Here is a 26,282-nt window from a genome sequence, read left to right on the forward strand (position 1 = left end):
CAATTCTGGGCTTAGATCATGTTGACAATTGGCCGAACCAAAGGCGGTTAGATGTGATATCGACGAAGCCGAGGTAACTTTCGTCGGTCTGTCATATCGCGTGGAGACACCACGGGCATTATTGAGGTTTTTTGAAGCACCATTCTGTCGAACACATGACCCATCGTTCAGCCAGAGCCGTCCTTTCTTTGGTTGATTCCGGGTTTCAACCTGGCTGGTGAAAGTCCGCGCAAGCTTTTTGAGCGCTCGTTCCGTTGAGTCTTGCTGCGGGAGAGTTTTACGCGATTGAGCCGGCGTGCCATCATCATCGTCGCCTGGTAGATCGCGCCTATTTGTTTGGCAAGCATGGCTTCGGTCTCGCCCTGCGGCCTGACCCCGGCAATAACAGACATCACGAAGTTTGACGCGGTCTCAGAGTTCGAACTGTCCTGTTGCCCGAGAATTGCCACTTGATCCATCACGCCTTCGAAGATCCAACGCAAGCGCGACAAGCAAGCCCAACTCTGGAAACTGTTCAAACCGGCGTCATTGACCTTTAGGTTGGCGCCTGCGTGGCGCGACACTCGACAGTCAGGCCGAAGCCTGTAGTGGCGTCGCTGAACGCGCAGAACACAGGATAATGCTCTGATGTCTGATGGTAAGATATTTGCTTGAGCACTGGCCTATTGCAGCGGCAAGCGCATCGCTTGTTCCGGCTAAAATCAGAATGTATATCTGGTTGAATGAACTAGTCTATCAGTAGTATCTGGAAGTGTGAAAAAACAGATTTGAGACCGTGAAAGTGGCACAACCGAAAAATGAGTGGACTACGCTGCCACGGTCTTACTACGACGTTCTGTCGAACCGTATGGGGCTACAATTGACACGCACGATATGGTTTGAACTTCAGTTCCGGCTAAGAAAAATATTTCTTAAGCGTAGGTTTGCCAAATCCAAAGCATCTCGTATTTCTGAGCGCGGTGGGTACGTTGTTATCGAGAATTTTCTTACACCAGAGCAGTATGACAAGCTAAAAAAACATTACTATGGCATCTTGGAGAACTCGGAAATACCAACAAACGAAGGTCCAAAGCTAGTCGCACCGAACCTATGCAATCCAAAAAATGGAAAAGTTGACTCTGTAGTGAAGGAGCTATTTGTCGAGAACGATAAGCTCAATGATATCATCGGAAACTGCTCGGCTCACAGCCAAAATATTCTTCCACTTATTCGCCTTCATCACTACTGGATAGATCCAGAAGATGTAGGGAAACGAGAAGCTGCTCGAACCGACGAATTGCACTACGACGTCCCGTTAAAAAATATGCGCGGCTTCTTCTATGTCGAAGACTGTGACCGAACCAATGCTGCGTTCGAGTACGCACTTGGCACTCACTCATTCAGTTTAAAAAGACTGTATATGGAGTATGTCAACAGCCTTGTTCAATCGCGAGTCCGAGAAGGGAAACCTTACGCGCGCGTGCAACCAATACGCGACGACCTAAAGAAGTTGCTTGATGCCAAGCCAATACCTATTGAGGCCAAAGGCAACTCGCTCATCATTTTCAACACAATGGGCTTGCATCGTCGCGGTAGATTCCAATTCTCTGGAAAGTGTGAAGCCATATTACTCGACTATCGCTATTTGGATACAGACGCTAACTATAAGAGTTACCAAGCCCCTATCAAATGGCTAATGCGACAATCAAGGAATCGGAGCTGACGCGCTGGCTTCTTTGCGCTCGAATTTCGAAATAGACGTGCTGCAACGCATTTCTTTTATCGGGGATAGAATTCAGCTTAAACCCTCCTAAGGCTACTGGGAAACTAATTTATGAGACTGTTCAAAAATATAAACAAGAAAAAGGAGACGCTAAGAGGCGGAGGCGCAACACCCCTCGCAAACGATAGTCAAGGCGTGAAATTTGCCTATTTGCACATAGGAAAGACTGGCGGCACGTCTATATCGAATATTGCACAGAAGGCAAAAGAAGCTGGTTACGAAGTTCCCCAAAAATTAGGGCATGATACAAAGCTCTCTACCGCAGCAAGAACTTTTCCTAACGCAGAGTTCTCTTTTACAATACGCGATCCTATTTCCAGAATGATCTCTGCATTCGACAGCAGACTTAGACAAAGTCGTCCCACTTACACGGCGCTATGGAAATCCGATGAGGCCATTTGTTATTTGTGGTTTCCAACCTCTCTAGATTTTTTTGAAGCTCTCTTGTCATCTGACGAGCGTCAGAAATCAGCCGGGCTTTTTGCCAAACATCACTTGGGGCATGTTCGAAGAGGTTATGAGTTCCATTTTGAAAGCCCTGAAGTTCTTCGTGCGCTGGAAGAGCGCATTTATTACGTTGGCCAGCTCGAAGATGGGATAAATGGTCAGGCTGGGTATTTTGGAGCGATGGGTGTCCCTGAGACCTTCGTCAAACAAAATGGCATCCACGCACATTCAGGTGGATCTTCGACGAAAACCGCACTCGCCAAAATTCCCGATAAAATGTTGAACGAGTTAAAAGATTATTTTCACACTGAGTACGAAATATATGCAGAACTTAAACGCTTAGCGACCAAATACTCCTAAATTGAACGTCAACTCAAATGCAATTCTGCGTTCATTGACCTATCGTATGTCCTGTTGCGGGATTCGAATATGCGATTTCGTTTGAATGCTCTGAACATCACGGTTTCACTTCCGAAATTGAAGACCGGATAAAGACCGGATCACACATGCGGTGGCGCCATTGAGCCAGCTTTTCGCGGTTTCCCAGCTATTGCATTTCAGGGTCTGCTGGGAATTAGGCTCGAAGCGGCCGATGCTAGTACGCCCGATGTGTTTGGAGAGTACGTCGACATCTACGACATCAATCGCGCAGTTGAAGACAAAGCGACTGTCCCAATCTACTACGAAAGCCGCCTCGCTCATGTTGAGTTGAAGTATCTTCAGGAGCGCGTTGAGACGCTGAAGCACAGCTTCGTTTGGCTGATGAAACATTTATTGAGGCTTATTATCCCGCTCTTCGACAGCCAGGTTCGATGTATTGCGGTGTTTCAAACCTGACGGCTGGGGGGCTGGCGTCGGGAAAAGCCTCAGAAAAAATTGTCCAAATCTTGCTCATAAACCACTTGGATCGGTGTGTTTTACCGTTATTTCAACGGGTTCAGCAGATTTGTTGGAGTGAGGCACAAAATGGAAATTTCGCCTTGTATTCCCGGCGTTTGCAAGGATATACCCGTCAGCGGAGACGTGGCCGAGTGGTCGAAGGCGCTCCCCTGCTAAGGGAGTAGGCCCGGAAGGGTCTCGAGGGTTCGAATCCCTTCGTCTCCGCCATAATCTACACGACAATCAAGACCCTTTAGGTTTCCGAGAAGTCGTGTGAAATCAGCCGCAAATATGCTCAAAGCACTTCGCCAGATAGATGTACGCCAACCAGCGTTCGTATCTTGTCAAACGGCGACCGAGGCCTGCAGCAATTCTTGCGAGTACGGGTGTTCAGGTGTGCCTACACGCAGCGTTTCGGAGGACATGACCTCAACGATCTCACCATTTCGCATAACTGCCAGTTGATCGCACATATGCGCGATAACCGGAAGATCATGGGATACCATCAAATATGTCAGCCCGCGTTGGCCACGCAAATCCGTCAACAAGTTCAATACTTCTGCCTGAACGCTGACATCCAGAGCTGATGTGGGTTCATCCAGCAGCAGGATGTCCGGCTCGCCTGCCAACGCTCTAGCGATAGCGACCCTCTGACGCTGCCCCCCGGATAACTGATGCGGATACCGAAACCGGAAGCGCTGCCCTAGTCCAACATCGTTCAGCAGACCTTTGACCCTTTGATCGATATTATCTAGCCCGTGCAGATGCAGAGTTTCACTGAGCACCTGATCGACGGTGTGCCGCGGATGAAGCGAGGCGTATGGATCCTGAAAAACCATCTGCACGGCTCTAAAGAACCTGCGATCTCGCTTGGCCCCGGACAACGCTTCACCTTCGACTCGGATAGTACCAGACCATTGAGGTGCCAGACCGGTTATCGCGCGGAGGATGGTAGATTTACCCGAACCGCTTTCACCTACAAGACCAAAACTCTCACCCTGGTTAACATTAAGACAAGCACCCTTAACCGCATCTACGCGGTCATGCGCGTGACCAAACCAGACGTTCAGATCGTTGATTTCCAGTGCGGTCATTTCAACCCCTCACGCTGGGTGCGTCTGACCAGGCGGGATCGCGGGTCAGAACACTCAGATGCGTACATTTCTCATCAAGACGCGGGAGCGAATTCAGCAGCCCCTGAGTGTATGGGTGTTGCGCCTGGTGCAGCTTATCCGCGTCACAGACTTCGACAATCCGTCCCGCGTACATGATGAGGACACGGTCGCAAAACTCGGACACCAGGTTGAGATCATGACTGATGAAGATCAGGCCCATGCCCCGTTCTTTGACCAATCCATCCATGATGTTCAGCACCTGCCGCTGAACGCTGACATCCAACGCTGAGGTCGGTTCATCCGCAATCAGGATCTTAGGGTTCGGGATCAGCATCATCGCAATCATGATGCGTTGCCCCATACCTCCTGACACTTCATGCGGGTATGCCCGCATCACCCGTTCGGGACTACGGATCGAAACACTCTCCAACATTTCGATCGCCATTTTTTTGGCGCGCGATTTAGAGCCGGAATTGTGCTGAAGATACGCCTCCATCAACTGTTCGCCTACCGTGACCACTGGGTTCAGAGAGAACTTGGGGTCCTGCATCACCATGGAAATCTGCTTTCCGCGTACTTCGCGCATCTCGCGCTCTGTAAGCTTCAGCAAGTCACGACCTTCAAGATTGATGTGGTTGGCCTCAACGATACCGGGCTTTCGGATCAGGCGCAGGATGGCCCGCCCGGTCATCGACTTGCCGGATCCACTTTCACCCACAATCCCCAATCGTTCGCGCCCCAACGAGAACGAAACACCGCGTACCGCATCAAACACGCCCTGACGGGTTGGGAAGCGAACCCACAGGTCTTCGATGTCAAGTAAGTTCATTGCCCACCGTCCTTTGGATCAAGCGCGTCCCTTAGCCCGTCACCCAACAGGTTGAAGGCCAGCGAAACCGTGAAAATTGCAAGCCCCGGCACCGTGGCAACCCACCAATGATCAAGGATGAACCTGCGCCCCTCGGAAATCATGGCACCCCATTCCGGACTTGGAGGTTGTGCCCCCAGGCCCAAGAAACCCAGGCCCGCCGCAGCCAAAATGATCCCGGCCATGTCCAGAGTGACCCGCACAATCAGTGACGAGATACAAAGCGGCCAGATATGCCGGGTGATGATCCGCAGTGGCCCGGCCCCTTGAAGCCGGATCGCATTGATATAGTCGGTCGACCGGATCGTAAGCGTTTCTGCCCGCGCCATGCGCGCGTATGGCGGCCATGCAGTCAGCGAGATCGCCAAAACCGCGTTCTCGATCCCTGCCCCGAGCGCTGCTACAAAAGCCAATGCCAGAACAAGGCGCGGAAAGGCGAGGAAGATATCGGTGATGCGCATGAGGATCACATCTGCCCATCCCCCGGCATATCCCGCGACGGTTCCTACCAAAAGGCCCGCGACCGGAGCGATAAGCGCCACCAACGCCACAATGTACAGCGTTATCCGCGCGCCATAAATCAAACGTGACAGAATATCCCGCCCCAGACTATCGGTCCCCAGCAAATGTCCTTCGGACCCGATAGGGAGCAGTCGGCTGGACAAATCCTGAACAAAGGGATCTTGCGGTGCGATGATAGGAGCAAAAACCGCAGTCAGCACGAGGATTACCAGGATCGCCAACCCAACCATTGCCATCGAGTTTGATCGCAGTGTCAGCCAACCTTTATACAAGCTAGCCAATCTGGCGTGGCGTCTGGATGTGGGCTCGTCGGTCAGCAGCCACTGACGCAAAGTCATGTCGCTCATTTCGACCTCGGATCAAAGAAACGGTAGAGAAGGTCGGAGAATATGTTCAGGCAGATAAAGATCAGCCCCACCACAACGGTTCCACCGAGAACTGCATTCATGTCGGCACTCAGCAAAGCGGTCGTGATGTAGCTGCCGATCCCCGGCCAGCTAAAGATGATCTCGGTCAGAACCGAGCCTTCCAACAGATTGGCGTAGCTCAGTGCGATGACTGTAATGAGTTGTACGCGAATATTCTTGAAGGCGTGACGCCAGATCACCTGCCGTTCTGACAGGCCTTTTACGCGCGCGGTAATGACATATTCCGCCGACAACTGTTCCAGCATGAAGGATCGCGTCATCCGGCTGATGTAAGCCAGTGAGTAATACCCCAGCAAAGCAGCGGGCAGGATGATGTGAGACAGCGCGTTGCGAAAGACGTCCCAATCCTGGGCGATGGCACTATCCACCAAGATCAAACCGGTACGCGTGGGCACAATATCTTCGTAGAAGATATCCAGCCGGCCCGGCCCACCGACCCAGCCAAGAATTCCATAGAAGACCAGCAACCCCATGAGCCCCAGCCAGAAGATTGGCATAGAGTAGCCAACAAGCGCGACCACACGGGCGATCTGATCGATCCATGACCCCCGTTTAACGGCGGCAATCACACCCAGCGGAACACCTAAGAAGATGCCGATCAGCACGCCCAAAGTCGCCAATTCCAGCGTGGCAGGGAAAACACGTGCTATGTCTTCGGATACGGGGCGCGCATTCAGCAGCGAGTTTCCAAAGTCTCCGTGCAGGACATCCCAAAGATAGTAACCGAACTGCACCAGCAGCGGTTTATCGAGGCCAAGCTGTTGGTAGACTGCATCATAGGTCGATTGCGAGGCGCGCTCACCTACGATCGCCAGCACCGGATCGATCGGCATGACGCGACCAATGATAAAGGTCACAAACAGCAGACCCAGCATCGTGATTGCAATGGTGCCAAGAGTTTTCAGGATACTCTTGATCCAATGGATAAGAGGCGCCGAGCGGCGCCCCTCAGATGGTCTTTCGGCCAGAGCCATTTACTTGGTCACCTGCCAATACGACGCCGATGTGATCGCCTGACCCGTCGAGAAATCCGTTACGTTTTCACGCAATGCCGATTGCTCAATTTGCTGGAACATCACGACAAATGGTGATGTTTCGCGGAACTCAGCCTGTATCTCTTTGTACATATCGGCACGTTTCACGGTGTCATTCTCAACCACAGCCGCGTCTGTTTTCTCGGTCAAACCACCAGTATCCCATGAATTCCGCCATGCCAGCAGCCCAGTTGCGTTGGCCGCATCCGAGTTGTCCGGATTATAGGCAAATGTCCCCGCGTTGGTTTGCGGGTCAGGATAGTCCGGACCCCATGCGCCAAGATAGACGTCGAGCTCCCGTGCACGATACCGCGCCAGAATTTGTTTGGCAGTACCGACAGTAATGTTCATCGTGATACCAACCTGACCCAGTGCATTTTGAAGTGACTGAGCGATCTCAATACGTTCCTGCGCTTCGCGTACACCAACTTCGATCTCCAGCCCACTTACACCGGCTTCATCCAGCAGCGCTTTGGCTTTTTCAACATCGAAGCTGAACGGATTCTCATCCGATGCGCCAAGATAGGTTTGCGGCAAGAAATTCTGGTGAATTGTGTACTGACCTTTCAGGAAGCTGTCGCGCATCCCTTCATAGTCGATCAAGTATTTGAAGGCCTGTCGCACCTGAGGTTTGCTGAGCTCAGGGTGCTTCTGGTTCAGCGAAACATACATCAGACGGCCCTTGAGCTCATCTGCAATCTTGACGCCAGCGACCGATGACACACCTGCAACGTCTTCAGGGTTCAGGTTGCGGGCAACGTCGATATCCCCACGCTCAAGCAGTAGGCGCTGACTGGCGCTTTCCTGAACGTGACGGACAACGACGCGCTCCATCGCCGGGGCACCCAGATAGAAATCAGGGTTGGACTTCAGGGTTACGCTTTCATTGGGCTTCCAGCTCACCAAGCTATAGGCACCGGAGCCCGCCGTGTTGGTCTTGAGCCACTCGTTGCCCAGATCACCATCTTTGTCGTGTTCCATCACCGTCTTCTTGTCGACGATGCCACCGATGGTCGCGGTCAGACAGTTCAGAACAAAGGATGTCGCGTAGGGCTTGTCGGTCGTGATCGTCAGAGTGTTGCCATCTGCAACAATCGTTTGTTCGACATTTTCCGGCGTGAACCCGAACTGCGTCAGGATGAAAGCCGGAGTTTTATTCAGAATGATTGCACGGCGCAGCGAAAACTGAACGTCTTCGGCGGTCACCGGATTACCGGAATGAAAGGTCAACCCCTCCCTGATTTTGAAGGTAATCGACTTGCCGTCTTCTGAAACATCCCAGCTTTCCGCTACGTCCGGCTGATATCCTGCATCCAGATCCAGCGGGTCAAAATTGACGAGCTTTTGGTAAACATTGCGGCTGACATCAGACCCGGCAAATTCAAAGCTTTCAGCGGGGTCCAGTGTTGTGATGTCGTCAATACGGTTCGCGATCACCAACATGTTTGGCGGCGTTTCCGCGATTGCCGAAGTCGAGGTCACAGCCAGCGCCAATCCCAGCGCCGCACCGGTAAGCAATCTATTAAATGCGTTCATTTTGTCCTCTCTGTCATCAAGTTATTCACTAACGGTTACGATCCCCAAGTCTTCTCAAGTACACGCAACCAGTTTTCATGGCAGAGCTTCTTAATGAGCTCTTCGCCGTATCCATGGGTTTCCATGGCATCTCTCAATCGGGGCAGCATCGATACGTCGGTCACATCGTCTGGAACTACGGCCCCGTCATAGTCCGACCCAAGCCCGACCCGGTCCTCACCCAAGATCCCGATCAGGTGATCTAGGTGCTTCAGAACCTGTGTCAGCGGCACGTCAGAAAGCATTCGCCCATCCTCGCGCAGAAAGGCGGCGGCAAAATTCAGTCCGACCATCCCGTCGCTTTCTGCGATTGTGCGAAGCTGATCGTCGGTCAGATTTCGAGCGTGCGGGCAAATGGCGTGCGCATTCGAATGCGTCGCAACCAAAGGCGCATCTGAATATCGCGCAACGTCCCAAAAACCTTTCTCATTGAGATGAGACAAGTCCAGCATGATCCCAAGCGCGTTGCAGCGTTGGACAAGTCGCAGACCATAATCGGTCAACCCCGGGCCGGTGTCTGGCCCTGATGGATATCTGAACGGCACACCGTGCCCGAAAATGTTTGGCCTGCTCCAGACCGGACCAAGCGAGCGCAGCCCCGCAGCATAAAAAACGTCGAGCGAATGCAGATCGGCATCAATCGCTTCGGCACCTTCGATATGAAATATCGCTGCCATCCGACCCTGCGCCAGACAATCCCGGATATCTGCAACTGAGCGTGCAACACTCAACGCGCCCAGCCTTTCCAGTTCCAATAATATGGCAATCTGGCTCAGTGCTGCCGGGAAGGCGTCTTCAGCTTCTATCTGATCGGGAAGCGGCAGGTCATAGCTGGGCTGGACCATCTCTTCCATCTTGGCGTCGACATCCATTGGCGACGGCACCCACACGGCAAAGAACCCGCCGCCAAACCCACCGTCTTTGGATTTGACCAGATCGATTGCTCCTTCCAGGCCGCTCAGGAATTGGCCCGCTTCTGAAACACCACCGGTCGAAGCCAACTTGGACAACACATCATTGTGCCCATCGAAAATGAGGGGGAAGGTGTTCAAAGCCGTATCACCCGAATTAGGTATCAATCCGATACACGTTAACAGACGTTATCGTCATGATTGTAAAAAAATTCAATGAGTTTTACTCATAGAACTAGTCGGATTCATGAGGGTCCAAGTCGATGAAGAAAACACGCAACTGGCACTCACTACCGGAGTATCAAGCCTTGCGGGCCCTCATGCAGGCTGGAACCACTGCCGCCGCTGCACGACAACTGGGCCTGTCTCAATCAGCCGTCAGCCGATCTGTTGGCAGTCTTGAATCCCGGCTTGGGAAAATACTGTTTGAAAGGGACGCGGGCAGACTACGCCCGACGCAAGAGGCCGTGCGATTGAACATGCGACTCGATCCCTTGTTCGAAGCTCTCGACCGGATCGATGGACCGGGTGAAACCGTGCAGGAAACGTTACGCCTTGTCGCTCCTCCAAGTTATGCCCACCGCTATATCGTCACGCTCATCGCCAGTTTCATACGTGGAAATCCAGGTTTTTTTGTGAACCTGGAGGTGACGACCTCAGACATGGTGACATTGGGCGTACTGGAAAACCGCTTTGATTTGGCGGTAACCGGGATTGAGCAAAGCCGCGCGGGGATCAAACTGATACCGTTCAGGGAATCGCCAGCAGTTTGCGTAATGCGACCCGAACATCCACTTGCCCAACGCAGTGCGCTCGCCCCCGCAGATCTGCATGAACAAGATCTGATTGCATTGACATATCGCCACGGCAGACGCGGGCAGCTTGATCGATTACTGCATCAGGTACGAGCGGAACCCAGAATTGTCGCCGAGGTTTCGACCTCGTTCGCAGCAGCCGATATGGCTCGGGAGGGCCTTGGGTTGGCTGTGATCAATCCCTTTCCGGTGTACATGTATCGATCACCGGACCTGACTTTTGTCCCGTTTGAAGCGCCCATGCGATATCGTGGCCACTTCGTCATTTCGGATCAAAGGCCGGTTCCTAGAATCGCCCGCGCATTCATGCGACATCTTCGGCTAAACACACCATCGGACCCATTCTCCTATAAAAATTTGTGAGGCGGTTGGGCTTACGACCCGGTTTGTTAAACCAAAAAAGCCGCTCCCTGTAGGAGCGGCTTTGATTTCACTGTCTCTGAGACGAGGATCAGGCGGCCAGGGCTGCCTGAGCTTTGGCGACGATCGCGCCGAACGCTTCCGGTTCGTGCACGGCCAGGTCAGCCAGAACTTTGCGGTCCACTTCGATACCGGCCAGGTTCAGGCCATTGATGAAGCGGGAATATGTCAGTGCTTCGTCATGCGAACGCACAGCAGCATTGATACGCTGGATCCACAGCGCGCGGAAGTTGCGCTTGCGATTCTTGCGGTCACGGGTTGCATACTGGTTGGCCTTATCAACGGCCTGAGACGCAACTTTGAATGTGCTCTTGCGACGACCATAATAGCCTTTTGCGGCTTTGATGATCTTCTTGTGACGGGCGTGGGTTACGGTTCCACCTTTAACGCGGGACATCTCTCAAATCTCCTCTTAGCGGTCGTAGGGCATGTAGCCCTTGACGATCTTGGCGTCGGGGGCGGACAGGGTGGTGTTGCCACGGGCATCGCGGATGAATTTCTTGGTCCGCTTGATCATGCCGTGACGTTTGCCGGCCTGGCCAGCAAGGACCTTACCGGTCGCAGTCACCTTAAAGCGCTTCTTGGCGCTCGACTTGGTCTTCATCTTAGGCATTTCCGTCTCCTTTTCCGGGTTCGGTTTCAGACGCGACTCGGCATGCCATCTCGGCCGGTCACGCGATCAGAAGCGCCGTTTACGCAAGTTCGGTCATACTGGCAAGGGGGTTTGGGTCAGAATCTGCGATTTTCACGGGCAGACTGAGTACCGGGGCGACGCGCGCCGCCCCGGTGGTATGGTTTAATGTTCGAATTTGCGGATTTCGCCGCTTTTCAACCGTTCTGCGTAGGACGCCAGCTCCTGACGCACCACTTTCATCAGGAAGTAGAGCGCGAAGACGTTCACAACTGCCATCGCAAAGATCGCCGCATCCGAGAAGTCGATGACGGGACCAAGGTTGGCCGCAGCGCCAATGACAACGAAGATGCAGAAGATGACCTTGAACACCAGTTCCTTCGTGTGGCCCTCACCGAACAGGTAAGTCCAGGCCTTGAGGCCATAGTAGGACCAGCTGATCATGGTGGAGAAAGCAAACAGCACCACGGCAATGGCCAGAATGAACGGGAACCAGCTGAACGCGCTGCCGAAGGCCGCCGAAGTCAGGCTGACACCGGTGTTACCATCAACAGTTGCAATCGCGTTACCCGCTTCGTTCAGCATGTAATTGCCGGTTTCCGGATCAACGATCAATTGCTGGGTGATGATGATCACCAGCGCGGTCATGGTACAGATCACGACCGTATCGATGAACGGCTCAAGCAGAGATACAAAGCCCTCAGTAATCGGCTCTTTGGTCCGAACAGCAGAGTGTGCAATCGCTGCAGACCCGACGCCTGCCTCGTTCGAAAACGCCGCACGACGGAAGCCCTGGATCAGCGCACCGACCATACCGCCTGCCACACCGAGGCCAGTGAAGGCACCCGCGAAGATCTGGCCAAAGGCCCACCCGATCTGATCCGCGTTCATCAGGATGATTACCAGCGCCGCAGCCACATACATCACGCCCATAAAGGGCACGACTTTCTCGGTCACGCGTGCGATAGATTTCAGGCCACCCACGATCACTGCAAACACGATGCCCGCGAACACCAGACCGGTGATCCAACCGGGATAGTCTCCAACGATGCCTGCGATCTGCTGGTGCGCCTGGTTGGCCTGGAACATGTTGCCCCCGCCCAAGGCACCGAGGATACAGAAGATCGAGAAAAGAACCGCAAGGATCTTACCACCCGGCAGGCCCAGTTCGTTGAACCCTTTGGACATGTAATACATCGGACCACCGGAAACGGTGCCGTCCTCGTATTCGTTGCGATACTTCACGCCCAGCGTACATTCGGTGAATTTCGACGCCATGCCCAACAGACCCGCGACGATCATCCAGAAAGTCGCACCCGGCCCGCCGATGCCAACGGCAACCGCAACACCGGCGATGTTGCCAAGCCCAACCGTACCGGACAAGGCTGTAGCGAGCGCTTGAAAGTGGCTGACCTCACCCGCATCGTTCGGGTCAGAGTAGTCGCCTTTCACCAGGCTGATCGCATGGCTGAAAAAGCGCAACTGCACGAAGGCAAAATACAGTGTGAACACAGTCGCCGCTACAACCAGCCATCCCACGATCCAGGGGAAACCTGTCCCGGGGAAAGGTGCAAAAATAAAACTTACAAATGGCCCGGTGAAGTCTGCAAATGCCTGATTGATCTTGTCGTCCAGCCCAACCGCTTCCTGAGCGGCGGCAGGACTCGCAGCCAGAGCGGTAAGCGCAGCCAAACCAAGTTTGTTTTGAATACTCATCATCTACTCTCCCCTCAATTCACGACCGTGACGGGAACGTCGGCATGCATGACAAGGTTCTGCGTGGAGCTGCCAAACAGGCGCTTCTTGAACCCGTCAGCCGAAGCCCGACCAACAACGATCTGTGATCCACCGTTTTCGACCGTGATCGTGTTCAGTGTTTCGGCGACATCTCCGTGACGCACGATACCTTGGGCTTCGAATCCCGCTGCCTTTAGCGCTTCGACCGCTGGCGCGATGATCCGCGATGTAGCCAGCTCTACCTCTTCCTCGCGCCTCTTGTGGCGCATAGCATTTTCTTCCGGTGTCTGGAATGTGAAAGGCGACCATTCGATGACATAAACAACCAGCAGCTCGCATTCTCCGATACGTCCGGCCAAGTCTTTGGCGAAGGCGATCGCGCGTTCTCCGGTTTCTGTCCCGTCCAGTCCAATGACAATTTTCGTTGTCATGTCGTTCCTCCGTTGTGGTTTGTTTGACCGGGGCCCGTGCCCCCGGCAGAGCAGCCGGAACCTGGAACTTGTTTGAGTAGACTGCCCTAGAGGCAAGTATCCCCAAAAACACGGAAAAACAGAGAAGTAATTTTGAAATGCAACCAACAATCGATCATCTAGTTGAAATTGCTAATTTATTTCCGCCTAAATTTTAGGCAGATTGTAAGGTATCAATATAAATTGTTGATATTGGGTCGCAACTTAACCCGGATCGGTGTTGTAAATCAGCCGTTCATCACACGGAGCGATACGCAAGATGTTGGTCGTTCCAGGGACATTAAACGGCACGCCAGCGGTGACCACGATCTGATCAGTCTCGGCCGCAAAGCCGCCCGAACGAGCCGCGCGAGCCGCACTGACCACCGCGCCCTTGAACCGTTCTTGTTCGGGGGTCAGAACACAATGGCAGCCCCAGCTCAGGCAAAGCCTGCGTGCAGTGCCAGTGGCCGGAGTCATCGCAATTATCGGCACACCGGGACGCTCACGTGCAGTAAGCAACGCGGTTGTACCACTTTGAGTGAAACAGCAGATGGCCTTGATGTCCGTCTTTTCCGCAATTTCGCGCGCGGCCGCCACGATTCCGTCCGCGATGGTCGTGCCCTTGGCAGTTCGTGAGGCCGCAATGATCTGGTGGTAGGTCGGATCCGCTTCAACCTCGATGGCGACCTTATTCATGGTCTGGACTGCTTCGATCGGATAGGATCCAGCTGCGGATTCAGCGCTAAGCATGATCGCATCGGTGCCTTCATAGATGGCGGTTGCCACGTCCGAAACCTCGGCCCGCGTTGGCATCGGGCTTTCGATCATGCTTTCCAACATCTGTGTTGCAACAATCACGGGCTTCGCTGCAGTACGACACTTGCGCACCAGACGCTTCTGAATTGGCGGCACAGCAGAAACGGGCAATTCTACGCCTAGATCACCACGTGCAACCATGATCCCGTCCGAGGCATCAAGGATGTCATCAAAAGCTTCCACTGCGGCAGGCTTTTCGATCTTGGACAGGATCGATGCGCGACCATCTGCCAGCGCACGTGCTTCGAAAACGTCCTTGGCACGTTGCACGAAACTGAGCGCCAGCCAGTCCACGCCCAACTGGCAGACAAATTCCAGATCGTCGCGATCCTTGTCAGACAGCGCCGCCAGCGGCAGAACCACGTCCGGAACATTCACACCTTTTCGGTTTGAGATCGTGCCACCTACTTCAACTGTGCAGTGGGCAAAATCCTGACCGCAATCCTGCACGATCAGACGAATCTTGCCATCATTGACCAGCAGGCGCGCACCCGGCTCCAAAGCAGCAAAAATCTCGGGGTGCGGTAGACAGACCCGGTTGATATCCCCCGCTGCCGGATCAAGGTCCAGACGAAACGCTGCGCCCTCTTCCAGCTCTTCTGCGGCATTAGCAAACACACCAACGCGCAGCTTCGGTCCTTGAAGATCGGCCAAAATTGCAATCGGGCTGTCCAGATCCTTTTCGATCTGCCGGATGATCCGATGCCGTTCGCGGATTTCATCATGACTGCCATGGCTCATGTTCAGGCGAAACACATCGGCCCCTGCCTCGTGCAGAGCGCGGATGGTGTCATAGTCGTTAGACGCCGGTCCCAGCGTCGCCACGATTTTCACATTTCTCAGGCGTCGCATTGATCAGGCTCTCCTTAAACGCACGAATGTTACCGCAAACATTGCTTGGGCCGCTTATTGCGCAATTCCCTTTCCAACGCAACTGTCCTACACCTGCGACAAACAAGATGACAGGCTCATGACTTATTCTCCGTTTTTTGTTCACGGCGCGGATCGGCCGTCGCGTTGGCTAATTACTTGCGACCATGCAACCAACATGGTCCCACCCGATATCAATGACGGGGACCTGGGACTGCCGCGCGAAGACATGGAACGGCACATCGCTTACGATGTGGGCGCCTACGAGGTGTCGAAGCATCTGGGCGAGATTCTGAACGCCCCAGTTATCGCGGCCAATTTTTCGCGCTTGGTGATCGACCCCAATCGCGGTGAGGATGATCCGACGCTTCTGATGAAGCTCTATGATGGTTCGATCATCCCAGGCAATCGCCACGCCGATACAGTTGAGAAGGAGCGGCGCCTGAACATGTGCTACCGTCCTTATCATGATGCGCTGGCACAGCTTGCAGGCCTGCCTCATGCGGTTATCGTCTCAATGCACTCCTTTACGCGCCAGCTACGCGGTCGCGATCCCCGACCCTGGCATATCGGCGTCCTGCACACTCCGGATGAGCGGTTCTCACGTCCGTTAATCAACCGACTGAATGCCGAGAGTGATCTGTGCGTCGGTGTAAATGAACCCTATACCGGCGTTCTACCCGGTGATGCGATCGACAAACATTGCACAGCATTTGGTCGACCCAATGCACTGATTGAGCTGCGCAACGATCTGATTGCGGATCACGAGGGGCAGCGCCATTGGGCCAACCGTCTGGCCGTTGCACTACAAGACGCGCTCGTCGAAAGCAGACTGTGACACAGTGACGTCGCAGATTGTTTTTTGTTCTTCCTAATGTTGGGAGCGCATTGGCCAATACCCATATATCAGGCGAAAGGAGACGACTATGACGCAGGAATTCCTGACGACTATCTTCGGTTGGATGACGGTTCTGAACATCGGTGTTTTGATCTTCAGCACCATGATGGTCTTGGCTTTGCAAAACTGGATTGCAGATGTACATGGCAGAATGTTCCAGTTGGAACGTGCCGACATAAAACGCGCTTACTTCCGATATCTTGCGAACTACAAGATCCTGACCTTGGTGTTTTGCCTGGTGCCATGGTTGGCACTGAAACTCTCCTAAATACCGGATCGGCCAATTCAAAGGCCTTTGTATTCATTGTATCGAAGCCTGCGGATTGCTAGTTCAGCCTCAGAATGTAAAAACATCTACTCGGAGCCAGAATATGGACAAGCAAACCGAAATCGAACTTCAGGCCGCTGCGTTCCGTCGTTTACAGCAGCACCTGATGAAAGACCGCACAGACGTCCAGAACATCGACATGATGAATCTGACCGGGTTTTGCCGCAATTGCCTGTCGCGCTGGTATCAGGAAGCCGCCAATGCAAAAGGCATTGAAATGGGCAAGGACGAAGCGCGCGAGATTTTCTATGGCATGCCCATGGATAAATGGAAGGCCAACTATCAGACCGATGCCAGCGCCGAAAAAAAGGCCGCATTCAAGGTTGCGTTTGAAGAGAATGTGACGAAGAAGAGCTGACGCTCGACGCCGGAAAAAACCGCCTTCTCTGTGTAAACCTTCCACCGGGGATGATGCTGATCATTCGAACACGGGTTCACAATCAGTGACACCTCAGTGATCCGTAAAAACCCAACATGACGGTTTGTTCACGGCATCAACATCCTGTGAACTGACAACACCCTCGCAATATTTTGCGAGGGTGCAGGAATAACGGCAAATTGCGCCGCGCGTCGCATTTGAGTTCATACCATTGCGGGCAACGAGACTAGATGTAACTACCTCTTCTAGATCGCTGCCTTGCGGCTTTCGTCCAGATAGATCTCGCGCAGACGTTTGGCGATCGGACCCGGTGTGCCATCGCCCAGCGCAACGCCATCGATCTCAACCACCGGCATAACGAAAGCACTGGCCGAAGTGGTGAAGGCCTCATCGGCTTCTTTTGCTTCGTCGATGGTGAACAGGCGCTCTTCGACCTCCATCTGCGCCTCGGCCGCCATGCGCAATACCGCCTTGCGCGTGATGCCGTGCAGAATGTCGTTAGACAGCGGACGGGTGACGATCTTACCGCTCTTGACGAAATAGGCGTTGTTGCTGGTGCCTTCGGTCACATAGCCATCTTCAACCAGCCACGCATCATCGCAGCCTGCCTTTTTGGCCATCATCTTGCCCATGGAAGGGTAAAGCAGTTGCACGGTCTTGATGTCACGACGGCCCCAGCGGATATCATCAATCGAGATAATCTTGGCACCCTTCTTCGCTGCCGGACTATCGGCAAGGCCCGGTTTGTTCTGGGTAAAGAGAACAAGGCTTGGCTTTGTATCGGCGGATGGGAAAACAAAATCCCGATCCCCGTCCGAGCCACGAGTGACCTGCAGATAAACCAGCCCCTCATCAATTCCGTTCAATTCAACCAGTTTGCGGTGGATTTCCAACAATTCGTCCATGCTGCAAGGCTGAACGATATCGAGTTCATCCAATGAGCGCTTCAGACGTACGGCGTGGCCTTCAAAGTCGATCAGCTTGCCGTCCAGCACGCTGGTCACCTCGTACACGGCATCCGCAAACAGGAAACCCCGGTCAAAGATCGAAATACTTGCTTCGGATTCAGGCAGGTATTCGCCATTCACATAGACGGTACGGGTCATGTCATTTCCTTTTGTTTCCGGGCTTCGCCCGTTCCTTACCCCCAGAGCGCCGCATTGGGCGGGTGTACTCCGGCATCGTCAAAAATCAGCGGTGTATCGCGGTCTTCGGCCAACAGAAGCGGCCCGTCAAGGTCTGTGACCATCGCCCCCTGCGCCACCAGTGTTGCCGGGGCCATCGCAAGCGAGCTTCCGACCATGCAGCCAACCATAACATCATAGCCCTCAGCCAATGCGGCCTTGCGCAATTCTAGCGCCTCGGTAAGACCGCCGGTCTTGTCCAGTTTGATGTTCACCACATCATATTTGCCCTTGAGTGCGGGTAGGCTTGCCCGATCGTGACAGGATTCGTCAGCACAAACTGGCACAGGGCGATCCATCCCGATCAGGGCATCATCCTCACCAGCTGGTAAAGGCTGTTCGACCAGAGCCACGCCCAGGCGCACGAGATGTGGGGCAAGATCTGCATAGACTTCGGCAGACCAGCCTTCATTAGCGTCGATGATGATTTTCGACTTTGGCGCCCCAGCCCGGACAGCCTCGAGCCTCGGCATATCATCGGGTGTTCCCAGCTTAATCTTCAGCAAGGGGCGGAAAGCGTTCTCGGCCGCTTGAGCCCTCATCGCTTCGGGCGTGTCCAATGACAGCGTATAGGCTGTTATTTCAGGCCCTGGCGCAGCGATTTCAGCAAGCTCCCATGCCCGTTTACCTGCGCGTTTCGCTTCCAGATCCCACAGTGCACAATCCACCGCATTCCGCGCCGCGCCAGCAGGCAACAGGTCCATCAGGGAATAGCGCGAAAAATCATCGGGTAGCCCGGCTATCTCGGCCTCGACCGACTCCAGTGTTTCGTCATAGCGGGCATAAGGTACACATTCGCCCCAACCATGGTGCACACCGTCCGAGATACGGACAGTTAAAACTTTTGCCTCGGTACGTGAGCCGCGCGAGATGGTGAATACCTGCGCCAATCGAAACACATCGCGAGAAACTTCAATTTGCACGCGCCTGCTCCTCTATTTTTTGACAAATACGCCCGCCGGCGGCGGATTGCTCCGCCTCCAGCGAGAGTGCTTAGATCACAGTGTGGCCAGCGCATCCACTAGTTTACCGGCTCCAAAGCGGTAGGGATCGGTCGCCGGGATGCCCATCTCGGTCTCAACCTTAGTGATATAGGCAAGCGCATCTTCTTCGCTCAGGTGCTGGGTGTTGATCGACACGCCTGCAACCTGACACTCTGGGTTTGCCACGCGCGCCAGCGGCAGTGCTGTGTCACGCAACTGCTCCAGCGTCGGCAGTGAATACTCAGGCAGTCCGCGCATATGGGTCCGGGTTGGTTCGTGGCACAGGATCAGCGCATCGGGCTGCCCACCATGGATCAGCGCCATGGTCACACCCGAATAAGACACGTGGAACAGGGAACCCTGCCCTTCGATGTGATCCCAGTGATCCGGATCATTGTCCGGTGTCAGGTACTCGACCGAACCTGCCATGAAATCCGCGATAACGGCATCCAGCGGTACACCCTGCCCCGTGACCAGAATGCCCGTCTGACCTGTAGCACGGAACGTGGATTTCATACCGCGCTTGCGCATTTCGGCATCCATCGACATCGCCGTATACATCTTACCGGCAGAGCAATCGGTTCCAACGGCCAGGCACCGTTTGCCGGTACGCTTGCGGCCGTTTGCAATCGGGTAACCAACAGTCGGCACACGGACGTCGTGCAATGTGCATCCATGGGTCTGCGCAGCCGCAACCAAATCACCTTCGTCACGCAGCAGGTTGTGCAGGCCAGATGCCAGATCATAGCCCATTTCCAACGCTTCAATCAGAACTTCTTTCCAAGCTTCGCTGATGATCCCGCCCCGGTTTGCAACACCAATGACGAGTGTCTTGGCACCAGCCGCTTTACCATCGGCCAGAGTCATTTCCGTCAGGCCCAGGTCAGCCTTGCAACCTTCCAGCTTGATTTGACCAACAGCATTCTCAGGACGCCAGTCCCGGATGCCAATAGCCACTTTGGCCGCCAACAAGTCGGGCGCATCGCCCAAAAACAATAGGTACGGTGTCTCGATCATCGCGCTGCACTCCTTTGATTCTGGCCTAAGCTAGAGAACCGATTTGACGAGGATTTCTCAAACTCTCCTTACAATCCGCCTACTGACAGGATAAACTTGCACAATAATTTTAAAACTCGCAAAACTATTCGAAGTTTACAAACTGATCAATCTTTAAGCATTCTTTTGTCGGTTTAAAATTCGAACATTCTGCACACGCATTGCCGCAGCTGCACAATCAAGCTTGCACAGCGCCACGCAATTTAATATCTCAGGCTCAGGAAAGAACGCAATTTCATTACTCAGACGAGGTTCAGATGAGTTTCCGCATCCAACCCGCCGCTCCGGCGCGCCCCAATCGCTGTCAACTGTTTGGCCCGGGCTCGAATACCAAGCTATTTCCCAAGATGGCCGCGTCGGCAGCGGATGTCATCAACCTGGATCTGGAAGACTCGGTGGCCCCGTCCGACAAGGATACCGCCCGCGCCAATGTCATCGAGGCGCTCAATACGGTCGATTGGGGCAACAAATACATGTCGGTTCGGATCAATGGGCTGGATACACCCTATTGGTACCGCGACGTGGTCGATGTGCTGGAACAGGCAGGCGATCGGCTGGATCAGATCATGATCCCCAAGGTCGGGTGTGCGGCGGATGTTTATGCGGTGGACGCGCTGGTCACCGCCATCGAGCGGGCCAAGGGCCGAACCAAGCCCATCTCTTTCGAAGTGATCATCGAATCCGCCGCTGGCTTGGCGCATGTCGAAGAGATCGCAGCATCATCTCCGCGTATGCAGGCCATGAGCCTTGGCGCTGCGGATTTTGCAGCCTCGATGGGCATGCAAACAACCGGCATCGGCGGCACACAGGAAAACTATTACATGCTGCGCGAAGGCGAAAAGCACTGGTCCGACCCCTGGCACTGGGCGCAAGCCGCCATCGTCGCCGCCTGCCGCACCCATGGCGTGCTGCCGGTCGATGGCCCGTTCGGCGATTTTTCGGATGATGAAGGATATATCGCGCAAGCCAAACGCTCGGCCACTCTGGGCATGGTCGGCAAATGGGCCATCCACCCCAAGCAGATTGCATTGGCTAATCAGGTTTTCACCCCGTCAGATGAGGCGGTGTCTGAAGCGCGCGAAATTCTAGCCGCAATGGAACAGGCAAAGGCCAACGGTGAAGGCGCAACCGTCTACAAGGGACGTTTGGTGGATATCGCCTCGATCAAGCAGGCCGAAGTCATTGTAGCGCAGTCCGAACTGATCGCGGCAGGTGGCTAACCTACGATGAAGAAAGGCGCTCAAACGAGCGCCTTTTATTTTATATGATCAGCGGCCGAAGACGTCGTTGGGTGTCCAGGTAATCCTCTCACCCTGTTTACCCCATTTCATCATCAAGCAGGACGTACCGTATTTCTGAAAGTACTTGATGTTGAGAGGATACCAACCAGCTTTCGGCACTTCGACTTCGGTCCGTTGGTTGGCCTCACAGCCTTGGCGACCATTAACATATCCAATTTGCTGGCCACCGACCCACGCATCGATCCCGTCATTTGACCAGGTTTCAAGCTCGTATATCCCGGGTGAATCAAAACGAATATAACCCGTGATTTCCGCGGCAACATTAAAGGCTTCGTTGAAAGTCAGGACAGGATCGCCCTCATTCGTATCACGGTAGTCCAGTCCCCTAAGTGGCGCGCCTGGCTTGGCCTTCCTCAATAGTTGTTTAACCTTGGCGAGGTTTTGGATTTTGCGAGGCGGATTACCTTCCCAGCTATACTTTGCATTCAACCCCGCTTTTGGATTGGGTTGAGGATTTGCAGGCGTTAACTTCAAAGGTGCAGCCGCTGCCGCACCCGCAAGAATTGCTAAGACGGCAACAAGCGCTCCGGTCCGGAAAAATTTCATGGTCTTCTCCCTGAATTCGCGCCCGCTTGGGGATCAGTCCCTGCCGGCGACACTGTTGCAAAGACCTTAGGCTGTGAATATTTGACCTGCAAGGTGGTTAGAATTCACTTTTTTGGCCTTTACGCGCGCATATCCTTAGGCGACCCCATTACCACGTATGAGGTAATCGAGGTTACATGCGGAAGCGTTCCCAATACCTCAGTATGGAAGGTTTTGTAGGATGCGAGGTCTGCACATTCGACCCGCAAAAGGTACTCGATCGTGCCGGTGATATTGTGACATTCGACCACCTCGGGCGCTTGCTGCAGCGCTTCTTCAAATCCTTCTTGGGCGGCCTTGGTATGCTCACCCAGCCCGACGCCGATATAGGCAACAAAGCCTATGCCCAAGGCTGTCGGGTTTAGAACTGCGCGATAGCCCGATATAACACCCGCGCGCTCCAACTCTTGCACCCGACGCAGACAGGCAGACGGCGACAGGCCAACGCGGTCGGCAAGATCGAGGTTGCTGATACGACCATCTTGCGACACTTCTCGCAATATATGTTGATTAATTCGATCAATCTTCGTCATTTGTTGTGAACAATATTCTATTGCCGCACAAAAAAGCAATTTCATTCGTCGCGATTGGCGAGAAAATGCGTTCATGACATACGATATTCTGATGGCCCTGATCGTGTTCGCCCTTGTGTCATCGATAACTCCCGGGCCAAACAACCTCATGCTCATGGCGTCAGGCGCGAATTTTGGCTTCCGGCGAACGATACCACATATGTTGGGTATCGGGTTGGGTTTTACCTTCATGGTATTGCTGGTGGGCGCAGGGCTGGTTCAGGTTTTCGACCGATTCCCGGTTAGTTATACGGTGCTTAAGATCGCATCCGTCATTTACCTGCTGTATCTGGCATGGAAGATCGCACATGCAGCGCCTGTAAAGGGACAAGCAGCAAGCGGTACGCCGATGACGTTTTTTCAGGCTGCCAGCTTTCAGTGGGTCAATCCAAAGGCCTGGGCCATGGCGCTTACGGCAACTGCAGCATATGCGCCGGGACAAACGCTTGAAGCCATCATACTGGTTGCGCTGGTGTTCGGAGCGATCAATCTGCCATCGGTCAGCGTGTGGACGGTTCTGGGCCAACAAATGGCGCGGGTCTTGACCAACCCGCACCGCTTGCTGATATTTAACTGGACAATGGCCGTACTTCTTGTTGCCTCGCTCTACCCTGTTCTTTGGCCGCACTAGGTCATTTGAGCGGTAGGCAGATTTCGGTCAGCAGGTCCTCGGGCGCAGTTTCGCGCGGATTATTCAGATAGATTTCATAGCAAGGCTGATCCGCAGGCTCCTCGCCAGAATCGGGCAACCAATTTCCGAACAGTGTCTGATAGGCGGCGTGTATGCCGGAATACGGGCCTTTGTAGGTCAGAACCGCCGTCTTGCCGCCAGGGATGCTGAGGTCTTCCATCCCCTCCGGAATATCTTTGCCGCAGAATTGAGCCCCGGCAAAGCTGCGCAATTCATCTTCCTGCACGTCTTCGGGGCTGTCGAGATAGAGCCCGATCATCGGGCCGACCTGTGGCCACAGCTTTCGGGATTCGCATAGGGCACCAAAGGCCTCAAAACTACGACCAATCTCGGCATAAGCCCCTTTATGCGGAAGTGCTACGACACGGCGGGACGGTTCGGTGCGGGTTGTCACGGGATGCATGGGGTATTCTCCGGTTTTGAATTTTGGATGAGCCGGCAGAATCTGCCCCGCCTTGCGAAACACGGTGGGGCTGCTGCCGTAGGCCTCAGAAAAGGCTCGCGCAAAAGATTTCAGGTTCGGATAACCAATATCGGTCGCTATTTGCGCAACAGGCCTTTCCGACTGCACCAACCAACAGGCGGCGCGGTGCAGACGTATCCGGCGGGCAGCCTGCGCGCAGGTCTCGCCGGTGATTGCGCGAAACACGCGATGCCAATGAAATCGTGACATCGCCGCGACGTCGGCCAAGGCATCCAGCGACAAATCCCCGGCGGGATGATCGTGGATATAAGCCAACACGCGCAACACGCGATCTTCATAGCTGACAGCCATCGGTATCCTTCCTAAATCTTCGCCCGCCTGTCGTCGCATATTGTGAAACCACAAATCTTGCTGAGTTGCATCCGGGACAAGCATTAGTCATATAGCAGGGAACTTCCGCGTTGAGAGGCGTCATGACCCAGTATCTGGATTTCGAAAAACCGCTGGCCGAGATCGAAGGCAAAGCTGAAGAGCTGCGCGCGCTGGCCCGCGCAAATGAAGAAATGGATGTGACCGAAGAGGCCGCCGCGCTGGATGCCAAGGCCGCCAAGCTGCTGGACGAGCTTTATGGAGACCTCACGCCGTGGCGGAAATGCCAGGTCGCGCGGCACCCTGAGCGGCCTCATTGCAACGATTACGTAGATGCGTTGTTCACCGAATTCACACCTCTGGCCGGCGACCGGAACTTTGCCGACGATCTGGCGGTCATTGGCGGTCTGGCGCGGTTCAACGATCAACCGGTGATGGTGATTGGCCATGAAAAAGGCAGCGACACCAAATCGCGGATCGAGCGCAATTTCGGCATGGCCCGCCCCGAAGGCTATCGCAAAGCCGTTCGATTGATGGAGATGGCGGGACGCTTTGGCCTGCCAGTGATCACCCTGATCGATACAGCAGGCGCCTATCCCGGCAAAGGAGCGGAAGAGCGCGGCCAGTCCGAGGCCATCGCGCGTTCAACCGAGATGTGCCTGAAGATTGGAGTACCACTGGTTTCTGTCATCATCGGCGAAGGCGGATCGGGCGGCGCGGTTGCGTTTGCGACAGCGAACCGCGTGGCGATGCTGGAGCATTCGGTCTACTCGGTGATTTCGCCCGAGGGCTGCGCCTCGATCTTGTGGAAGGATGCAGAGAAGATGCGTGAAGCCGCCGAAGCGCTCCGTCTGACGGCTCAGGACCTGCACAAACTGAGTATCTGTGACCACATCATTCCAGAACCCAAAGGCGGGGCGCATCGCGACCGCCCTGCAGCGGTTGAATCCGTGCGGACTGCAATTGCTTCGATGCTGAAAGAGCTTGACGGAAAAGATGCGGCAGCCCTGATCAAGGACCGCCGTCAGAAATTCCTGGATATCGGCTCAAAAGGGCTGGCGGCTTAAGCCGTCAGCCTCCCAAACTCTGCAACAACGCCACTGAAGGCTGACCGGTTACGGACAGCCCGTTGGCGCGTTGATATGCGCTGATTGCGGCCTCGGTGTTTTTCCCGATCACTCCATCTGCACCCTGCGTGTCATAGCCCGCAGATGTCAGGCGGCGCTGTAGCTCTTTGCGATCGTCAAGCGTCAACCCGGTTGCGTCCGGCCCGAATGAGGCTTGGAACGGTGCCCCGCCCACGATCCGATCCGCAAGATGGCCAACACCAATCGCGTAGCTGTCCGAGTTGTTATAGCGCTTGATCACTTGAAAATTGCGGAACACCGCAATGCGTGGTCCGGGCGTCTGCGGTTGTAACACTGCCACCGGAGAGCCCGAGACTGTACCGACTTCCCCACCCCAAGGCTGACCCCGCACCCAGCCTGCGCGCGACAGATACGCGGCGGTTGAGGCCAACGAATCTGCCGGATCTTCGGACCAAATATCGCGACGTCCATCACCGGTGAAATCAACGGCATAGGCTAGATAAGAGGTAGGGATAAACTGGGTGTGTCCCATCGCTCCGGCCCAGCTGCCGGTCATGTTGGCTGGGGTTGTATCGCCCTCTTGAATGATCTTCAACGCCGCCACCAGTTGCTTTTCAAAGAACGCCCCGCGCCGCCCATCATAGGCAAGCGTCGAGGTCGCCGAGATCACCGGCACATCACCGCGCCGCGCGCCATAGCGGCTTTCTAGCCCCCACACTGCGACAACGATTTCCTTGTCGACGCCATATTGCGCCTCGATCTGCGACAGAGTCCCTGCGTGCCGCACAAGCATCTGTTTGCCGGTGCTGATCCGCTCGTCCGACGCGGCAATGGCCAGATAATCCTCAAGCGAGCGTTTGAACTCGACCTGATTGCGGTCGCGCTCGATCACATCGGGCAAATATCCCGCCCCCTGAAAGGCGCGATTTAGGGTAGATTGAGAGATACCCTGCGACGCTGCCCGGCCTTTGAAACCAGCAACCCACGCATCCCATCCAGCGTTCGGGACAGCACGCATTCGTGACGCTGGAGCACTGGTTGGTGCGCTGCCAGTTGAACAGGCTGCCAACAGCGTCGCCCCAAGCCCGATAGAAAAAGTTCTTCGATTGATCATGATTGAAATCTGCTCTTGTTGTGATTTG

At 54.4% G+C, this 26,282-nt stretch carries 29 protein-coding genes, 1 tRNA gene and 1 pseudogene; 11 read left to right on the forward strand and 20 right to left on the reverse strand.

Translation table 11 applies throughout. The features are described from left to right. Positions 1–16: 16 nt before the first annotated feature. A pseudogene (locus tag ACR0IU_RS17085) lies at positions 17–126 on the reverse strand (IS5/IS1182 family transposase); the annotation flags it as partial. A gap of 41 nt (positions 127–167) precedes the next feature. Further along, entirely contained in the window at positions 168–563 is a 396-nt protein-coding gene (locus ACR0IU_RS17090) for a hypothetical protein (RefSeq protein WP_480717090.1), read from the reverse strand. Positions 564–859: 296 nt separating this feature from the next. Between ACR0IU_RS17090 and ACR0IU_RS17095 the strand changes: the two genes are divergently transcribed. From ACR0IU_RS17095 to ACR0IU_RS17110, 4 genes are all read left to right on the forward strand, one after another. After that, positions 860–1,702, forward strand: coding sequence for a phytanoyl-CoA dioxygenase family protein (locus ACR0IU_RS17095; protein ID WP_480717091.1), 843 nt, complete (start codon positions 860–862; stop codon positions 1,700–1,702). A gap of 111 nt (positions 1,703–1,813) precedes the next feature. Then, positions 1,814–2,569, forward strand: a complete 756-nt coding sequence (locus ACR0IU_RS17100) for a sulfotransferase family 2 domain-containing protein (RefSeq protein ID WP_480717092.1) — start codon at positions 1,814–1,816, stop codon at positions 2,567–2,569. A 189-nt stretch (positions 2,570–2,758) separates the two neighbouring features. Further along, on the forward strand, positions 2,759–3,046 hold the full coding sequence (locus ACR0IU_RS17105; RefSeq protein ID WP_480717195.1) for a hypothetical protein: 288 nt from the start codon (positions 2,759–2,761) through the stop codon (positions 3,044–3,046). A gap of 180 nt (positions 3,047–3,226) precedes the next feature. Next, positions 3,227–3,316 (forward strand) — tRNA-Ser (locus ACR0IU_RS17110). A 116-nt stretch (positions 3,317–3,432) separates the two neighbouring features. On the opposite strand, the gene ACR0IU_RS17115 is transcribed toward ACR0IU_RS17110, so the two are convergent. From ACR0IU_RS17115 to ACR0IU_RS17140, 6 genes are read right to left on the reverse strand one after another with little or no spacing between them, the layout of a single operon-like run. Continuing rightward, positions 3,433–4,182 carry an ABC transporter ATP-binding protein gene (locus ACR0IU_RS17115; RefSeq protein WP_480717093.1) on the reverse strand — a complete coding sequence of 250 codons (750 nt, stop codon included), beginning with the start codon at positions 4,180–4,182 and terminating at the stop codon, positions 3,433–3,435. A gap of 1 nt (position 4,183) precedes the next feature. Further along, entirely contained in the window at positions 4,184–5,032 is an 849-nt protein-coding gene (locus ACR0IU_RS17120; RefSeq protein WP_260023919.1) for an ABC transporter ATP-binding protein, read from the reverse strand. Beyond that, positions 5,029–5,940: an ABC transporter permease gene (locus ACR0IU_RS17125; RefSeq protein WP_480717094.1), complete on the reverse strand. Its 912-nt coding sequence runs from the start codon at positions 5,938–5,940 to the stop codon at positions 5,029–5,031. The genes ACR0IU_RS17120 and ACR0IU_RS17125 overlap by 4 nt, the downstream gene beginning before the upstream one ends. Continuing rightward, positions 5,937–6,995, reverse strand: coding sequence for an ABC transporter permease (locus ACR0IU_RS17130; RefSeq protein WP_170547255.1), 1,059 nt, complete (start codon positions 6,993–6,995; stop codon positions 5,937–5,939). Before ACR0IU_RS17130 ends, ACR0IU_RS17125 begins: the two co-directional genes overlap by 4 nt. Beyond that, positions 6,996–8,591: an ABC transporter substrate-binding protein gene (locus tag ACR0IU_RS17135; protein WP_170547252.1), complete on the reverse strand. Its 1,596-nt coding sequence runs from the start codon at positions 8,589–8,591 to the stop codon at positions 6,996–6,998. A gap of 35 nt (positions 8,592–8,626) precedes the next feature. After that, positions 8,627–9,682, reverse strand: a complete 1,056-nt coding sequence (locus tag ACR0IU_RS17140) for a dipeptidase (RefSeq protein WP_480717095.1) — start codon at positions 9,680–9,682, stop codon at positions 8,627–8,629. Positions 9,683–9,804: 122 nt separating this feature from the next. Between ACR0IU_RS17140 and ACR0IU_RS17145 the strand changes: the two genes are divergently transcribed. Continuing rightward, positions 9,805–10,719: a LysR family transcriptional regulator gene (locus ACR0IU_RS17145; protein ID WP_480717096.1), complete on the forward strand. Its 915-nt coding sequence runs from the start codon at positions 9,805–9,807 to the stop codon at positions 10,717–10,719. Between the two features lie 88 nt (positions 10,720–10,807). On the opposite strand, the gene rplT is transcribed toward ACR0IU_RS17145, so the two are convergent. From rplT to pyk, 5 genes are all read right to left on the reverse strand, one after another. Then, entirely contained in the window at positions 10,808–11,173 is a 366-nt protein-coding gene (rplT, locus tag ACR0IU_RS17150; RefSeq protein WP_010443553.1) for a 50S ribosomal protein L20, read from the reverse strand. Between the two features lie 15 nt (positions 11,174–11,188). Next, positions 11,189–11,389 carry a 50S ribosomal protein L35 gene (rpmI, locus tag ACR0IU_RS17155; protein ID WP_010443552.1) on the reverse strand — a complete coding sequence of 67 codons (201 nt, stop codon included), beginning with the start codon at positions 11,387–11,389 and terminating at the stop codon, positions 11,189–11,191. A gap of 183 nt (positions 11,390–11,572) precedes the next feature. Then, positions 11,573–13,123 (reverse strand): alanine/glycine:cation symporter family protein, encoded by a 1,551-nt coding sequence (locus tag ACR0IU_RS17160; RefSeq protein ID WP_411353638.1) that lies wholly within the window; start codon positions 13,121–13,123, stop codon positions 11,573–11,575. Positions 13,124–13,137: 14 nt separating this feature from the next. Further along, a complete protein-coding gene (locus ACR0IU_RS17165; protein WP_010443550.1) occupies positions 13,138–13,575 on the reverse strand; it encodes a universal stress protein in 438 nt (145 codons plus the stop codon). A 243-nt stretch (positions 13,576–13,818) separates the two neighbouring features. Then, complete coding sequence (pyk, locus tag ACR0IU_RS17170) at positions 13,819–15,264, reverse strand: pyruvate kinase (protein WP_480717097.1); 1,446 nt, start codon at positions 15,262–15,264, stop codon at positions 13,819–13,821. A gap of 118 nt (positions 15,265–15,382) precedes the next feature. Between pyk and ACR0IU_RS17175 the strand changes: the two genes are divergently transcribed. The 3 genes from ACR0IU_RS17175 (at position 15,383) to ACR0IU_RS17185 (ending at position 16,866) form a co-directional block, all read left to right on the forward strand. Further along, the gene (locus ACR0IU_RS17175) at positions 15,383–16,120 is read left to right on the forward strand and encodes an N-formylglutamate amidohydrolase (protein WP_170772156.1); all 738 of its coding nucleotides are present in this window, start codon (positions 15,383–15,385) and stop codon (positions 16,118–16,120) included. An 88-nt stretch (positions 16,121–16,208) separates the two neighbouring features. Continuing rightward, positions 16,209–16,448 carry a DUF6868 family protein gene (locus ACR0IU_RS17180; protein WP_480717098.1) on the forward strand — a complete coding sequence of 80 codons (240 nt, stop codon included), beginning with the start codon at positions 16,209–16,211 and terminating at the stop codon, positions 16,446–16,448. A 103-nt stretch (positions 16,449–16,551) separates the two neighbouring features. Beyond that, entirely contained in the window at positions 16,552–16,866 is a 315-nt protein-coding gene (locus ACR0IU_RS17185; RefSeq protein WP_480717099.1) for a DUF1244 domain-containing protein, read from the forward strand. Positions 16,867–17,132: 266 nt separating this feature from the next. Here the strand turns inward: ACR0IU_RS17185 and ACR0IU_RS17190 are convergent, their stop codons facing one another. The 3 genes from ACR0IU_RS17190 to dgcN all read right to left on the reverse strand — a co-directional run bounded on the left by ACR0IU_RS17190 (position 17,133) and on the right by dgcN (position 20,071). Continuing rightward, positions 17,133–17,993 carry a D-amino-acid transaminase gene (locus ACR0IU_RS17190; protein ID WP_480717100.1) on the reverse strand — a complete coding sequence of 287 codons (861 nt, stop codon included), beginning with the start codon at positions 17,991–17,993 and terminating at the stop codon, positions 17,133–17,135. 35 nt (positions 17,994–18,028) lie between these two features. Beyond that, positions 18,029–18,994 carry an N-acetyl-D-Glu racemase DgcA gene (dgcA, locus tag ACR0IU_RS17195; protein WP_480717101.1) on the reverse strand — a complete coding sequence of 322 codons (966 nt, stop codon included), beginning with the start codon at positions 18,992–18,994 and terminating at the stop codon, positions 18,029–18,031. A 75-nt stretch (positions 18,995–19,069) separates the two neighbouring features. After that, positions 19,070–20,071 (reverse strand): N-acetyltransferase DgcN, encoded by a 1,002-nt coding sequence (gene dgcN, locus ACR0IU_RS17200; RefSeq protein WP_480717102.1) that lies wholly within the window; start codon positions 20,069–20,071, stop codon positions 19,070–19,072. Between the two features lie 296 nt (positions 20,072–20,367). On the opposite strand from dgcN, the gene ACR0IU_RS17205 reads away from it, so the two are divergent. After that, positions 20,368–21,330: an L-malyl-CoA/beta-methylmalyl-CoA lyase gene (locus tag ACR0IU_RS17205; RefSeq protein WP_010443542.1), complete on the forward strand. Its 963-nt coding sequence runs from the start codon at positions 20,368–20,370 to the stop codon at positions 21,328–21,330. Between the two features lie 48 nt (positions 21,331–21,378). Here the strand turns inward: ACR0IU_RS17205 and ACR0IU_RS17210 are convergent, their stop codons facing one another. Next, complete coding sequence (locus ACR0IU_RS17210; protein ID WP_480717103.1) at positions 21,379–21,957, reverse strand: PA14 domain-containing protein; 579 nt, start codon at positions 21,955–21,957, stop codon at positions 21,379–21,381. Between the two features lie 119 nt (positions 21,958–22,076). Further along, positions 22,077–22,529: an Lrp/AsnC family transcriptional regulator gene (locus ACR0IU_RS17215; protein WP_480717104.1), complete on the reverse strand. Its 453-nt coding sequence runs from the start codon at positions 22,527–22,529 to the stop codon at positions 22,077–22,079. 73 nt (positions 22,530–22,602) lie between these two features. On the opposite strand from ACR0IU_RS17215, the gene ACR0IU_RS17220 reads away from it, so the two are divergent. Continuing rightward, positions 22,603–23,199, forward strand: coding sequence for a LysE family translocator (locus ACR0IU_RS17220; protein WP_170772170.1), 597 nt, complete (start codon positions 22,603–22,605; stop codon positions 23,197–23,199). Between the two features lies 1 nt (position 23,200). On the opposite strand, the gene ACR0IU_RS17225 is transcribed toward ACR0IU_RS17220, so the two are convergent. Then, entirely contained in the window at positions 23,201–24,034 is an 834-nt protein-coding gene (locus ACR0IU_RS17225; protein WP_480717105.1) for an AraC family transcriptional regulator, read from the reverse strand. Positions 24,035–24,156: 122 nt separating this feature from the next. Here ACR0IU_RS17225 and ACR0IU_RS17230 point away from each other — a divergent pair, with 122 nt between their 5' ends. Next, positions 24,157–25,119, forward strand: a complete 963-nt coding sequence (locus tag ACR0IU_RS17230) for an acetyl-CoA carboxylase carboxyltransferase subunit alpha (protein ID WP_480717106.1) — start codon at positions 24,157–24,159, stop codon at positions 25,117–25,119. A 4-nt stretch (positions 25,120–25,123) separates the two neighbouring features. Here ACR0IU_RS17230 and ACR0IU_RS17235 read toward each other — a convergent pair whose 3' ends face one another. Then, entirely contained in the window at positions 25,124–26,254 is a 1,131-nt protein-coding gene (locus ACR0IU_RS17235; protein WP_170782049.1) for a lytic murein transglycosylase, read from the reverse strand. Between the last annotated feature and the right edge of the window lie 28 nt (positions 26,255–26,282).

The organism is Ruegeria sp. CL5, assembly GCF_056536485.1.